The sequence below is a fragment of the Stenotrophomonas mori genome (assembly GCF_023556335.1).
GTDB lineage: Bacteria > Pseudomonadota > Gammaproteobacteria > Xanthomonadales > Xanthomonadaceae > Stenotrophomonas > Stenotrophomonas mori.
The window spans coordinates 1,122,272-1,136,190 of record NZ_JAIKTS010000001.1 but is presented as its reverse complement, the minus strand read 5'-3'; the positions used below and the strand labels follow the sequence as shown (position 1 = coordinate 1,136,190).

Genomic DNA, 13,919 nt, shown 5'->3' with positions numbered 1-13,919 from the left:
TGAGCGTGAGGGCGGGCGAGGGCGGCGCCGGAGCGCCGCGCCTGGGCACGCTCACTCAGTTCCGCAGCGGCTTGCCGGTCTTGAGCATGTGCGCGATGCGGGCCTGGGTCTTCTCCTGCTGGGCCAGCTCGACGAAGTGCCTGCGTTCCAGCGTCAGCAGCCACTCCTCGTCCACCAGCGTGTTGCGGTCGACCTTGCCGCCGCACAGCACGGTGGCGATGCGCTCGGCGATCTCGTAGTCGTACGCGCTGATGAAGCGGCCTTCGAGCATGTTGACCAGCATCATCTTGAAGGTGGCGATGCCGACGTCGCCGGCGACGCGGATGCGGCGTGCCGGCAGCGGCGGACGGTAGCCGCCCTCGGCCAGGGCGGTGACCTCGGCCTTGGCGATGTGCAGCAGTTCGAAGCTGTTGAACACCACCTTGTCGGTGCCGCGCATCAGGCCCAGCTCCTTGGCGTTGACCGCCGAGTTGGAGACCTTGGCCATGGCCACGGTTTCGAAGGTCTTCTTCAGCTCGGCGAACACGTCGCCGTCAGGACCGGCAGCCTGCGAGGCGCGTACGGCCAGTTCCTTCAGGCCGCCGCCGGCCGGCAGCAGGCCGACGCCGGCCTCGACCAGGCCGATGTAGCTTTCCAGTGCCGCGACCGACTTGGCCGCGTGCATCTGGAATTCGCAGCCGCCGCCCAGGGCCAGGCCGCGCACCGCGGTCACCACCGGCACGGTGGCGTACTTGATGCGCTGGCTGGTGCGCTGGAAGTTGGCGACCATCGCCTCGAACTCGGCGATCTTGCCGGCCTGCAGCGCGCCCAGCGCACCGGACAGGTCGGCGCCGGCGGAGAAGGGCTCCCTGTTCTGCCAGATCACCACGCCCTTGAACTGCTTCTCGGCCAGATCGATGGCGTGCTGGATGCCGTCCAGCACCTGGTCGGACACGGTGTTCATCTTGGTCTTGAAGCTGATGACGCCGATGCCGTCGCCATCGGTCCACAGACGGATGCCATCGTTCTCGAACACGGTCTCGCCCGGCGCGAACCTCTCGCCCAGCAGTGCGTCCGGGAAGCGCTGGCGCTGGTACACCGGCAGCGCCGAGCGCGGCACCAGGGCATTCTGCGTCGGGCTGTAGCTGCCCTCGGCGGCATGTACGCCGTCACGGCCGTCCAGCACCCAGGCCGGCAGCGGCGCATCGCTCATGCTCTTGCCGGCGGCGATGTCGTCGGCGATCCATTGCGCCACCTGCTTCCAGCCGGCGGCCTGCCAGGTCTCGAACGGCCCCAGCGACCAGCCGTAGCCCCAGCGGATGGCCAGGTCGACGTCGCGCGCGGTTTCGGCGATGTCGGCCAGGTGGTAGGCGCTGTAGTGGAACAGGTCGCGGAACGTGGCCCACAGGAACTGCGCGTGCGGGTGCCGGCTTTCGCGCAGCTTGGCGAACTTCTCGGCCGGGTTCCTGATCTTCAGGATCTCGACCACGTCCGGTGCGGCCACGCGGTCGGCCAGGCGGTAGTCCTGCTTCTCGAGGTCGATGACCGTGATGTCCTTGCCGACCTTGCGGAAGATGCCGGCGCCGGTCTTCTGGCCCAGTGCGCCCTTGTCGATCAGCGCCTCCAGCCAGGCCGGCGCGTGGAAGTACTTGTGCCACGGGTCGTCCGGCAGGGTGTCGCCCATGGTCTTGATGACGTGCGCCATGGTGTCCAGGCCGACCACGTCGGAGGTGCGGTAGGTGGCCGACTTCGGGCGCCCGACCAGCGGGCCGGTCAGGCCGTCCACTTCATCGAAGCCCAGACCGAACTGCTGGGTGTGGTGGATGGTGGACAGGATCGAGAACACGCCGATGCGGTTGCCGATGAAGTTCGGGGTGTCCTTGGCATAGACCACGCCCTTGCCCAGGTGGGTGGTCAGGAAGGTTTCCAGGCCTTCCAGCACCGCCTTGCCGGTGGTCGTGGCCGGGATCAGCTCGGCCAGGTGCATGTAGCGCGGCGGGTTGAAGAAATGCACGCCGCTGAAGCGGTGGCGCAGTTCTTCCGGCAGCACGTCGGCCAGCTTGTTGATGCCCAGGCCGGAGGTGTTGGAGGCCAGCACCGCGTGTTCGTTCACGAACGGCGCGATCTTCCTGTACAGGTCCTGCTTCCAGTCCATCCGTTCGGCGATGGCTTCGATGATCAGGTCGCAGCCGCGCAGCTGTTCCAGGCCGGAGTCGTAATTGGCCGGGGTGATGGCCGCGGCCAGGGCCTTGCTCGCCAGCGGGGCCGGGCTCAGCTTGCCCAGGTTGGCGATGGCCTTGAGCACGATGCCGTCGGCCGGGCCTTCCTTGGCGGCCAGGTCGAACAGCACGGTGTCGATGCCGGCATTGGTCAGGTGGGCGGCGATCTGGGCGCCCATGACACCGGCGCCAAGGACGGCGGCGCGGCGGATCTGCAGGGAATTGGACATGGTGGTGGGCCTTTCGTTGGTACCGGGTGGAGTCACGGGGACGGGGACGGAACCGCGTCCCGGGGACGGGCGCGGAATCCGGCTTCGGCGAAATGGATCAGTTCGCGGGCCGCCTTGCTGCGGTGGGCGGCCTCGCTGATGCCGTGGGGGCGTTTGATCAGGCCGAAATCGGCCATCGCATAGGTCAGTGCGCCGGCCAGGAAGTCCAGGCGCCAGTAGAGCTCTTCCTTGTTCAGCTCGGGGACGCAGGCGGCGATGGCCTTGCCGAATTCACGCAGTACATGGCCATAGTGGTCGGAGAGGAACTTGCGCAGGTTGTCGTTCTTCTCGGCGTAGGCGCGGGCGATCACCCGCACGAAGGCACCGCCGCTCTGGCGGTCCTGGGCCATCGCGAGGGCCGGTTCGACAAAGGCGGCCAGCACCGCATGCAGGTCGCCGGGCTGCCCGGCCAGGGCCTGTTCCAGCCGGCCCAGCCGCGCGGCGGTCATCTCGTCCATGCGCCGCCGGAAGACTTCGTTGACCAGGTTTTCCTTGGAACCGAAGTGGTAGTTGACCGCCGCGATGTTGACATCGGCATGGCTGGTCACCTGGCGCAGCGAGGTGCCGGCGAAGCCGTGCTGTGCGAACAGTTCCTCGGCGGCGCCGAGGATGCGGTCCTTGGTGGAGAAGTTGGCGGGTTTGCCCATGGCAGACAAGTCAATCAAACGATTGTTTGGATCTTACGCGCCGGCGGCGCACCGGGTCATGCTGCTTTGCAGCATCATTTATCTGCCGCTGTGCAAAGCGTGCATGCTGTCGTTAGAATTACCTACCGCAATTCAGGCTAAGCCCGCGTCCTCACGCGGGTTTTTTTCATGTACCCTCGGGCCGACCGGCCCTATACCGGAGAACTTCCATGGCGCTCGAGCGCACTCTGTCCATCATCAAGCCCGACGCCGTCGCCAAGAACGTGATCGGCGAGATCTACGCCCGCTTCGAAAAGGCCGGCCTGAAGATCGTCGCGGCCAAGTACAAGCAGCTCTCGCGCCGTGAGGCCGAAGGGTTCTATGCCGTGCACCGCGAGCGCCCGTTCTTCAACGCGCTGGTCGACTTCATGATCTCCGGTCCGGTGATGATCCAGGCGCTGGAAGGCGAGAATGCGGTGCTGGCCCACCGCGACCTGCTGGGCGCCACCAATCCGAAGGACGCCGCACCGGGCACCATCCGTGCCGACTTCGCCGAGTCGATCGATGCCAATGCCGCCCACGGTTCGGATTCGGTCGAGAACGCCGCCATCGAAGTGGCCTACTTCTTCGCCGCCACCGACGTGGTTTCGCGCTGAGCAGCAAACAAGGTTGACGCCGTGAACGAGGCCGTACAGATCCCCGCCATCCAGCCGCTGCCGAAACCGGCGCCGGCCGCTGGCAAGCAGAACCTGCTCGACCTCGATCGCGCGGGCCTGGAGCAGTTCTTCGTCGAGACCCTCGGCGAGGCGAAGTTCCGTGCCCATCAGGTGATGAAGTGGATCCACCACCGCTACGTCACCGATTTCGACCAGATGACCGACCTCGGCAAGTCGCTGCGCGCCAAGCTGCAGCAGCATGCCGAGGTCGTCGTCCCGCATGTGGTGTTCGACAAGCCCTCCGCCGACGGCACCCACAAGTGGCTGCTGGCGATGGGGGTGGATGGCAAGAACGCCATCGAGACCGTCTACATCCCCGACAAGACCCGTGGCACGCTGTGCGTGTCCTCGCAGGTCGGCTGCGGCCTGAACTGCACGTTCTGTTCGACCGCCACCCAGGGCTTCAATCGCAACCTGACCACCGCCGAGATCATCGGCCAGGTGTGGGTCGCGGCGCGCCACCTGGGCAACGTGCCGCACCAGCAGCGGCGCCTCACCAACGTGGTGATGATGGGCATGGGCGAGCCGCTGATGAATTTCGACAACGTCGTGTGCGCGATGAGCATCATGCGCGACGACCTGGGCTATGGCCTGGCGAACAAGCGGGTGACCCTGTCCACCTCCGGCCTGGTGCCGCAGATCGACCGCTTGTCGATCGAGAGCGACGTTTCGCTGGCGGTGTCCCTGCATGCACCGAACGACGAGCTGCGCGAAACCCTGGTGCCGCTCAACCGCAAATATCCGATCGCCGAGCTGATGGCCTCCTGCGCGCGCTATCTGCGCGGCAACCGGAAGCGCGACTCGGTGACCTTCGAATACACCCTGATGAAGGGCATCAACGACCAGCCCGAGCATGCGCGCCAGCTGGCGCGGCTGATGCGCCAGTTCGACAATGCCGTACAGGCGCGGGATTCGGGCAAGGTCAACCTGATCCCCTTCAACCCCTTCCCGGGGACCCGCTACGAGCGCTCGGACGAAGCGCAGATCCGCGCCTTCCAGAAGATTCTGCTCGATGCGCAGGTGCTGGCCATGGTGCGTCGTACCCGCGGCGACGACATCGACGCCGCCTGTGGCCAGCTCAAGGGCCAGGTGATGGACCGCACCCGCCGCCAGGCGGAGTTCAACCGCCGCCTGCAGGCCCAGGAGGGGGATGCGCTTGCCTGAGCGCCTGCTCGCGACGCTGCTGATCGCGCTGCTGCTCGCCGCGTGCGGGTCGGGTGCTGGCAATGCCCGGGCGACCCGGGTCCGGTGGGAGGGGCAGATGCAGGACTACGCGGTGCGCGACGACCGCGGTGCGCGGACGCGCATGCGGCACCAGGAGGTGCTGCGCCTGGCGGGCGACCGTTATGCCCGTGGCGACCTGGAGGCCGCGCGCGGCTATGCGCGCTCGGCGCAGAAGCTGGCGCCCGACGATCCCGCCGCCTACACCCTGCAGGCGGCCATCGAAGGCCGGCTTGGCGACCAGGCCCGGGCGCAGGCGCTGTACCGCAAGGCCACCGAGCTGGCGCCCAGGCAGGGCGAGATCCTGAACAACTACGGGGCATGGCTGTGTGCCAATGGCTACCCCGCCGAAGCCCTGGTGTGGTTCGACCGCGCGCTGGAGGACGCCGCGTATGCGGCGCGTGCCGAAGCCTTGGCCAATGCCGGCGGCTGCGCGCTGGACGCGGGCCAGAACGAACGTGCGGGGCAGGACCTGCGGCAGGCGCTGGCGCTGACGCCGACCAATGCGTTCGCACTGGAATCCATGGCCCGGCACGCGTTTCTGTCGGGCCGGAATCTGGAGGCCCGGGCCTTCTACCAGCGGCGTCTGGCGGCTGCGCAAGCCACCGCATCCGTGTTACAACTTGCGATCCAGATTGAAGAACGGCTGGGTGACACACGTGCCGCCAGCCGATACCAGCAGCGGTTGCGCGAGGAGTTTCCTGCAGGCGCAACCCCGAATTCCCAGGGCTGATGCATTGTGAGCAATGATCCGGGTTTGAACGCTTTAGAGGGGGCGGTGGGGTGCGGGGAACAGCTACGCCAGGCGCGTGAAGCGGCCGGGCTGACGTTGTCCGATGTGGCGGCGCGCCTGCATATGCCGGTGCAGGTCGTCGGCGCGCTCGAACAGGAACAGTGGGAGCGCCTGGGCGCGCCGGTCTTCGTCCGCGGCCAGTTGCGCAGCTATGCGCGGTTGCTGGGCGTGGACCTGGACGGCCTGCTGCAGAAGGCCGGGATCGCCCCGGTCGAACCGCCGCGGCTGGTCAGCCACACGCATACCCCGCGGTTGCGGCGCATGGCCGAGAACCTCGGGCGCCGGGCGGTGTACGTGGTGATCACCGCTGCGCTGGCGGTCCCGGTCTGGTATGCGCTGGACGGCAAGTTCGGCGATGCGCCGCCGAGCACCGCGTCCCTGGACGTGGTGCCCGATCGTGTGCCGGCGGCCCCCTCCGCCGCCGCGGGCGGGGCGGGAACCGAGCCCGCGGCCCGGCCGCAGGCCGACCGCGCGCCCTATATCGCCTCGATGGCGCCCTTGGCGCGGCCGTCCGCGGCCGTGCGCGCGCCGGCACCCGACGCGGGCATGACCCTGGACTTCAGGGGGGACAGCTGGATGGAGGTCTCGGCGCCGGACGGCTCCATCGTCGAGAAGGCGCTGGTCCGGGCCGGGGAGAAACGCAGTTACACGCTCGGTCAGGTCGGCCGGATTAAGGTCGGCAACGCCACCGAGGTGGACCTCCGGCAGGACGGTGAAAGCATCGATCTGGCCGGCTATACGAGCGGTAATAATGTGGCCCGCTTTACGGTATCCTCTGACGGCTCCGTGGCGCCGGTTTCGCATTGAAGCAAGCGCAGATCAAACACCAATGCTCCCCCGCCAGGGTCGGAGCGAGAGTTACGCATGGCGATTGACGACCTGCTCGACGAGCATGAACAAGGCGAACGTGTCCGTACCTGGCTGCGCCAGAACGGTGCCGGGATCATTGGCGGGGTGGTCCTCGCCCTGGCCCTGATAGGCGGCTGGAAATGGTGGCAGAACGAGCAGCTGAACAGGCTGGCCGATGCCAACATCCGCTATGACGCGGTGTCGCGCAGCCTGCAGTCCAAGGACCTGGACGAGGCGGCCAAGGAAGTGGCGGCGCTGGAAGGCGGCAAGGCCGGCATCTATGCCGACCTGGCGGCGCTGGAGCTGGCCAAGGCGCAGGTCGAGGCGGGCCGCAACGACGATGCGATCGCGACCCTGCGCGGGTTGAAGGCCGAAGGCGAGTTCAGGACGCTGGTCGACCAGCGCATCGCCCGGCTGCTGATCGAGACCGGCAAGCCGGACGAGGCCGCGCAGCTGCTGGAAGGCAGCAGCGACAGCGCCGGCCTGGAAATCCGCGGCGATGCGCTGGTCGCGCAGGACAAGCGCGACCAGGCGCGCGACCTCTACACGCAGTCGCTGGCCCGGCTGGACGTGGCCGCGCCGCAGCGCCGTCTGCTCGAAATCAAGCTGATGGATGCAGGCGGCACCGTCGCCGACCCCGCGACGGAGACTCTCTGATGAAATTCAAGCATGTGGCGGGCATCGCGCTGGTCGCGATGGCCCTGGGTGGCTGCTCGACGATGAAGGGCTGGTTCGCCGGTAAGGACGCCGAGGCCAAGAAGGCGCTGGAACCGGCCGAGCTGGTCAAGTTCAGCCCCACCGTCAGCGTCAACCGCCTGTGGACGGCCAACGTGGGCAAGGGCGAGGGCCGGATCGGCGTCCGCCAGGCGCCGGTGGTGGTGGATGGCCGCGTCTATGCCGCGGCGGTGGAGGGCGGCGTGCACGCGCTCGACCTGCAGACCGGCCGGCGGATCTGGGAATACCGGCCCGCCAAGGTGAAGAAGCAGCCGCGCCTGCGCCTGTCCGGTGGTCCCGGCGCGGGCGAGGGACTGGTGGTGATCGGCACGCTGGACGGGCAGGTGATCGCGCTGGATGCGGCCGATGGCAGCGAGAAGTGGCGCAGCCGCGTCCCCGGCGAGGTGATCAGTGCTCCGGCGGTCGCCCAGGGGATGGTGTTCGTGCACAGCAATGACGGCCGCACCACGGCGCTGGATGCCGCCACCGGCGAACGCCGCTGGTTCAAGGCCCAGGAGCTGCCGTCGCTGACCGTCCGCGGCAATGCGCCGGTGGTGCTGGGCCCGGGCGTGCTGTTCGTCGGCAACGACGACGGCACCCTCAACGCGCTGGCGATGCAGGACGGCCGCCCGTTGTGGGAGCAGATGGTCGGGACCCCGGAAGGGCGTACCGAACTGGAGCGCATGGCCGACGTGGATGGCGCCCCGGTGCTGGAAGGCGACATCCTGTACGTGAGCAGCTTCAAGAACGAGACCATGGCCATCGAAGGGCCGAGCGGCCGTCCGTTGTGGTCGCGCGACCATGGCGGCGGCGGCGGCCTGGCGGTGTCCTCCGGGCATGTGGTGGTGACCGACGGCAAGGGCACGGTCTACGGCCTGGACAAGACCTCCGGGTCGGCGATGTGGTCGCAGCAGGCGCTGGCACGGCGCTCGGTGACCGGCCCGGCGCTGCAGGGCGACTATGTCGTGGTGGGTGACTACAAGGGGTACCTGCACTGGCTGCACATGGGCGATGGTGCCCTGGCCGCCCGCGAACGCAGCGGCCGCGATCGGGTGATCGCACAGCCGGTGGTCGCCGACGGAGTGCTGCTGGTGCAGAACGTGGATGGCAAGCTGACCGCTTGGCGGTTGGCGAACTGAGGAGTTCCAAGCGATGCTGCCTTTGGTCGCCCTGGTTGGACGGCCGAACGTCGGCAAGTCGACTATTTTCAATGCGTTGACTCGCAGTCGCGATGCGCTGGTGCATGACCAGCCGGGCGTCACCCGGGACCGCAATTATGGTGTCTGCCGGCTCGACGAGGACACGCCGTTCCTGGTCGTGGATACCGGCGGCATCGCCGAGGACGAGGCCGGGCTGGCCGGTGCCACCGCACGCCAGGCGCGTGCGGCGGCGGCCGAAGCGGACCTGATCCTGTTCGTGGTCGATGCGCGCGACGGCACGTCGGCGCTGGACGACGAGATCCTGGCCTGGCTGCGCAAGCTGTCGCGTCCGACCCTGCTGCTGATCAACAAGATCGACGGTACCGACGAGCAGGCCGTGCGTTCGGAGTTCTCGCGGTACGGGTTCGGCGAGATGCTCACGGTATCGGCCGCGCACCGCCAGGGGCTGGACGACCTGGTGGAGGAGGTCGTCGGGCGCTTGCCGGAGGAGGGCAGCGCCGAAGCCCTGGACGACGACCCGCGGCGCATCCGGATCGCCTTCGTCGGCCGCCCCAATGTCGGCAAGTCGACACTGGTCAACCGCCTGCTGGGCGAGGAAAGGATGATCGCCTCCGATGTCCCGGGGACCACCCGCGACTCGATCGCGGTGGACCTGGAGCGCGACGGCCGCCTGTACCGGCTCATCGATACCGCGGGCCTGCGCCGGCGGGCGCGGGTGGACGAGGTGGTCGAGAAGTTCTCGGTGGTCAAGACCCTGCGCTCGATCGAGCAGTGTCAGGTCGCGGTGCTGATGCTCGATGCCAGCGAAGGCGTCACCGACCAGGACGCCAGCGTGCTGGGCGCGGTGCTCGATGCCGGGCGCGCGCTGGTGATCGCGATCAACAAGTGGGATGGACTCACCGAGTACCAGCGCGAGCAGGCCGAGACCCAGCTGTCGCTGAAGCTCGGTTTCGTCCCTTGGGCGGAAGGCGTGCGGATCTCGGCCAAGCACGGGTCGGGGCTGCGCGAGCTGTTCCGCGCCGTGCACCGCGCGCACGCCTCGGCCACGCATGAATTCAGCACCAGCGAAGTCAACCGGACGCTGGAGATCGCCTACGAGAGCAACCCGCCGCCGAGCGTCCGCGGACATGCCGCCAAACTGCGCTATGTGCACCCGGGCGGCACCAATCCACCGACCTTCATCGTCCATGGCACCCGTCTGAAGGACCTGCCGGACAGCTACAAGCGCTACCTGGAGAACTTCTTCCGCAAGCGCTTCAAGCTGGTGGGAACGCCGGTGAGCTTCCTGTTCCGCGAGGGCGCCAACCCCTACGAGGGCAAGAAGAACGTGCTGAGCGACCGCCAGGTCAAGGCCAAGCGGCGCCTGATGAAGCACGTCAAGGGCAGGAAGTGACGCGCTGACGGCGCCGCTCGGCAAGATGCCGCCCATCCTGTGGCCGGCTTCCGCCGCCGCTGCCCGGCCGCAAGCGACGTTGCGGCGGCTGGGAAGGCGCCCGGCCGCCCGCCAGGCGCGGCCACCGGTCCGCAGGCCCCATAGGCCGGAGGCCAAGGGGAGGCGGGGATGGCGCACGCAACCGGCCTTGCCGCGTGACCGCCCGCCGCTGGCGCGGTACGGAATGCTGCTTTCCTGCCATGCGCGGAGGGCATGGTCGATAATCCGGCCATGAGCATCCGTGAATTGACGCCGGAACAGGCGCGCATCCAGCAGCGGACCGGCGCTGTGTTGATCGATGTGCGCCAGGCGCACGAGCGCGCCGGCGGCATGGCCGAAGGCGCACTGGGCGTGGAGAAGGAGGGCCTGCTGGCCGACCCCGCGGCCTGGCTGCCGGCCACCGACACGCAGGTCGTGCTGATCTGCCAGAGCGGCAAGCGTTCGGCCGATGCCGCCGCGGCGCTGCAGGCGGCCGGCTATGCGCGGCTGGCCTCGGTCAGCGGGGGGACGGTGGCGTGGCGGACGGCGGGCCTGCCCTTGATGCAGCCGCTGCTGGACGCCGGCGAGCGTGACTTCTACGACCGTTACTCGCGCCACCTGCTGTTGCCGCAGGTGGGCGAGGCCGGGCAACGGCGGCTGCAGCGCGCGCGGGTGCTGGTGCTGGGGGCGGGTGGCCTTGGCGCGCCCGCGCTGTTCTACCTGGCGGCGGCCGGCGTGGGGCATCTGCGGGTGGTCGACGACGACACCGTCGAGCGCAGCAACCTGCACCGGCAGGTGATCCACACCGAGGCGGCGGTCGGAACCCGCAAGGTGGACTCGGCGCGCGAGCGGCTGTCCGCGCTCAATCCTTTCATCGCGGTGGAAGCGATCGCGCAGCGCGCGACCGCGGACACCATCGACGCGCTGATGGAGGGGGTGGACGTGGTGCTGGACGGCTCGGACAACTTCCCGTTGCGGTACCTGCTCAACGATGCCTGCATCAAGCACGCGCGGCCGCTGGTGCATGCGGCGATCGAACGCTTCGACGGCCAGGTGAGCGTGTTCGACGCGGGCCGCCATCGCGGCCAGGTGCCCTGTTACCGCTGCCTGTTCCCGGAGCCGCCGCCGGCGGAGTTCGCGCCGAACTGCGCCGAGGCCGGCGTGCTCGGGGTGCTGCCGGGGCTGGCCGGGGTGATCCAGGCGACCGAGGTGCTGAAGCTGCTGCTCGATGCCGGGCAGCCCCTGGCCGGCCGGCTGCTGCGCTTCGACGCTCTGGCCATGCGCTTCCGCGAAACCCGGGTCGCGCCCGATCCGGAGTGCCCGCTGTGCGCCCCCGGCAAGGCGTTTCCCGGCTATATCGATTACGCCGCCTTCTGCGCCTCGCCGCACTGAGCGTGCCCACCCTGCGCGCGGGGTGTCCGCGCCGGGGTGCCGCGGGGCCCCGAATCGGAGACAATATCCGGCCCGGTTCAGCCCCCATGCCCATGACCCTGCCTGCCGATGCCTCCGCGGCGACTTCCCGCATCCTCGACGGCCGCCGCATCGCCGAGGCGCTGCTCGACGAACTGAAACTGCGCGTGGACGCGCGCGTGGCGAAGGGTCTGGCGCGGCCGGGTCTGGCGGTGGTGCTGGTCGGCGGCGATCCGGCTTCGGCCGTGTATGTGCGCAACAAGCGCCGCGCGGCCGAGAAGGTCGGCATCGAGGCCTTCGACCACGACCTGCCCGAGGGCACGACCGAAGCGGAGCTGCTGGCACTGATCGACCGCCTCAATGCCGATCCCCGGATCCACGGCATCCTGATCCAGCTGCCGCTGCCGGGCATTCCCGATGCCAACCGGCTGATCCAGCGCATCGATCCGCGCAAGGACGTGGACGGCTTCCATCCCGAGAACGTCGGCCATCTCGCGCTGCGCGAGTTCGGGCTGCGCCCGTGCACGCCGCGCGGCATCGTCACCCTGTTGTCGCATACCGACCAGCGGGTGCGCGGCCGCAACGCCACCATCGTCGGGGTCAGCAACCATGTCGGGCGGCCGATGGGGCTGGAGCTGCTGATCGCCGGCTGCACCGTCACCAGCTGCCACAAGTTCACCCCGCGCGAGGAACTGGAGCGGGCGGTGCGCAATGCCGACATCCTGGTGGTGGCGGTGGGCATCCCGCAGCTGGTGCCGGGGGAGTGGGTCAAGCCCGGGGCGGTGGTCATCGACGTCGGCATTAACCGGCTGGACGATGGCCGTCTGGTGGGCGACGTGGGCTTCGACGCGGCGTCCCGCCGCGCCAGCTGGATCACCCCGGTCCCCGGTGGCGTCGGCCCGATGACCGTGGCCACGCTGATGCAGAACACCCTGGAAGCGGCGGAGGCCGCGGGCGGCCCGCGCTGACGGCGCCCCGCGCCTGAATGGCGGGGCGGATGCGACACAGCATCGCAGCCACCCCCTGCCATCGGCGCGCGAACAAGGGTAAAATGACGCGCTTCCCCACATCTCGGGTATGCCGATGCTGCGCATCCAGGCTGAAGCACTGACCTACGACGACGTTTCGCTCGTCCCCGCCCATTCCACGATCCTGCCCAAGGATGTCGATCTCGGCACGCGCCTGACCCGCGGGCTGCGGCTGAAGCTGCCGATCGTCTCCGCCGCCATGGATACGGTGACCGAGTCCCGCCTGGCGATCGCCATGGCCCAGCTCGGCGGCATCGGCATCATCCACAAGAACCTGCCGCTGGAGCTGCAGGCGGCCGAGGTGGCGAAGGTCAAGAAATTCGAATCCGGGGTGATCCGCGACCCGATCACGGTCGCCCCGGAGACCACCATCCGCGACGTGCTCGCGCTCACCCGCTCGCACAACATCTCCGGCGTGCCGGTGGTGGGCAGCGACGGCCAGCTGGCGGGCATCGTGACCCACCGCGACATGCGCTTCGAGACCGAGCTGGACGATCCGGTCCGCCACATCATGACCAAGAAGGACCGGCTGGTCACGGTCAAGGAAGGCGCCGCCTCGGACGAGGTGCTGCAGCTGCTGCACCGCAACCGCATCGAGAAGGTGCTGGTGGTCAACGACGCCTTCGAGCTGCGCGGCCTGATCACGGTCAAGGACATCCAGAAGAAGAGCGACAACCCCAACGCCGCCAAGGACGTGGCCACGCGGTTGCTGGTCGGCGCGGCGGTGGGCGTCGGCGGCGACACCGAACGCCGGGTCGAGGCGCTGGTCGCCGCCGGCGTGGACGTGGTGGTGGTGGATACCGCCCACGGCCATTCGCAGGGCGTGCTCGACCGCGTGCGCTGGGTGAAGAAGACCTTCCCGGACGTGCAGGTGGTCGGCGGCAACATCTGCACCGGCGATGCCGCGCTGGCATTGCTGGACTGCGGTGCCGACGCGGTCAAGGTCGGCATCGGCCCGGGGTCGATCTGCACCACCCGCGTGGTCGCCGGCGTCGGCGTGCCGCAGGTGACCGCCATCGACCTGGTGGCCGAAGCCCTGCAGGACCGCATTCCGCTGATCGCCGACGGCGGCATCCGCTATTCCGGCGACATCGGCAAGGCGCTGGTCGCCGGCGCGTCGACGGTGATGATCGGCGGCCTGCTGGCCGGCACCGAAGAGTCGCCGGGCGAGACCGAGCTGTTCCAGGGCCGCTCCTACAAGAGCTACCGCGGCATGGGCTCGCTGGCGGCGATGGAGAAGGGGTCCAAGGACCGTTATTTCCAGGATGCGGCCACCGCCGACAAGCTGGTGCCGGAAGGCATCGAAGGCCGGGTCCCGTACCGCGGCCCGGTCGGCGGCATCGTCCACCAGCTGATCGGCGGCCTGCGCGCGACCATGGGCTATGTCGGCTGCGGCACCGTCGAAGACATGCGGACCCGGCCGATGTTCGTGAAGATCAGCGGCGCCGGCCAGCGTGAGAGCCACGTCCACGACGTCCAGATCACTAAGGAACCGCCGAACTACCGGATGGGATGAGCCGCGCG

At 68.9% G+C, this 13,919-nt stretch carries 12 protein-coding genes; 10 read left to right on the top strand and 2 right to left on the bottom strand.

What is annotated here, in order from left to right; all coding sequences use genetic code 11:
• Nucleotides 1-55: 55 nt before the first annotated feature.
• Together K5L01_RS05070 and K5L01_RS05065 are read right to left on the bottom strand one after the other, a co-directional pair.
• Entirely contained in the window at nucleotides 56-2,428 is a 2,373-nt protein-coding gene (locus K5L01_RS05070; RefSeq protein ID WP_250062495.1) for a 3-hydroxyacyl-CoA dehydrogenase/enoyl-CoA hydratase family protein, read from the bottom strand.
• A 32-nt stretch (nucleotides 2,429-2,460) separates the two neighbouring features.
• Entirely contained in the window at nucleotides 2,461-3,114 is a 654-nt protein-coding gene (locus tag K5L01_RS05065) for a TetR/AcrR family transcriptional regulator (protein WP_250062493.1), read from the bottom strand.
• 209 nt (nucleotides 3,115-3,323) lie between these two features.
• On the opposite strand from K5L01_RS05065, the gene ndk reads away from it, so the two are divergent.
• The 10 genes from ndk to guaB all read left to right on the top strand — a co-directional run bounded on the left by ndk (nucleotide 3,324) and on the right by guaB (nucleotide 13,911).
• Entirely contained in the window at nucleotides 3,324-3,749 is a 426-nt protein-coding gene (gene ndk, locus K5L01_RS05060; protein WP_250062491.1) for a nucleoside-diphosphate kinase, read from the top strand.
• 21 nt (nucleotides 3,750-3,770) lie between these two features.
• Nucleotides 3,771-4,973: a dual-specificity RNA methyltransferase RlmN gene (gene rlmN, locus K5L01_RS05055; protein ID WP_250062489.1), complete on the top strand. Its 1,203-nt coding sequence runs from the start codon at nucleotides 3,771-3,773 to the stop codon at nucleotides 4,971-4,973.
• Complete coding sequence (locus tag K5L01_RS05050; RefSeq protein ID WP_250062487.1) at nucleotides 4,960-5,763, top strand: tetratricopeptide repeat protein; 804 nt, start codon at nucleotides 4,960-4,962, stop codon at nucleotides 5,761-5,763. The genes rlmN and K5L01_RS05050 overlap by 14 nt, the downstream gene beginning before the upstream one ends.
• A 6-nt stretch (nucleotides 5,764-5,769) precedes the next feature.
• On the top strand, nucleotides 5,770-6,630 hold the full coding sequence (locus K5L01_RS05045) for a helix-turn-helix domain-containing protein (RefSeq protein WP_250062485.1): 861 nt from the start codon (nucleotides 5,770-5,772) through the stop codon (nucleotides 6,628-6,630).
• A gap of 57 nt (nucleotides 6,631-6,687) precedes the next feature.
• Complete coding sequence (locus tag K5L01_RS05040; protein ID WP_250062483.1) at nucleotides 6,688-7,329, top strand: YfgM family protein; 642 nt, start codon at nucleotides 6,688-6,690, stop codon at nucleotides 7,327-7,329.
• Entirely contained in the window at nucleotides 7,329-8,525 is a 1,197-nt protein-coding gene (bamB, locus tag K5L01_RS05035) for an outer membrane protein assembly factor BamB (RefSeq protein WP_250062481.1), read from the top strand. The genes K5L01_RS05040 and bamB overlap by 1 nt, the downstream gene beginning before the upstream one ends.
• 13 nt (nucleotides 8,526-8,538) lie before the next feature.
• Nucleotides 8,539-9,939, top strand: coding sequence for a ribosome biogenesis GTPase Der (der, locus tag K5L01_RS05030; protein WP_250062479.1), 1,401 nt, complete (start codon nucleotides 8,539-8,541; stop codon nucleotides 9,937-9,939).
• 270 nt (nucleotides 9,940-10,209) lie between these two features.
• Complete coding sequence (gene moeB / locus K5L01_RS05025) at nucleotides 10,210-11,349, top strand: molybdopterin-synthase adenylyltransferase MoeB (protein ID WP_250062477.1); 1,140 nt, start codon at nucleotides 10,210-10,212, stop codon at nucleotides 11,347-11,349.
• 92 nt (nucleotides 11,350-11,441) lie between these two features.
• Entirely contained in the window at nucleotides 11,442-12,335 is an 894-nt protein-coding gene (folD, locus tag K5L01_RS05020; protein ID WP_250063482.1) for a bifunctional methylenetetrahydrofolate dehydrogenase/methenyltetrahydrofolate cyclohydrolase FolD, read from the top strand.
• A 115-nt stretch (nucleotides 12,336-12,450) separates the two neighbouring features.
• Nucleotides 12,451-13,911 (top strand): IMP dehydrogenase, encoded by a 1,461-nt coding sequence (guaB, locus tag K5L01_RS05015; protein WP_250062475.1) that lies wholly within the window; start codon nucleotides 12,451-12,453, stop codon nucleotides 13,909-13,911.
• The last annotated feature ends 8 nt before the right edge of the window (nucleotides 13,912-13,919 follow it).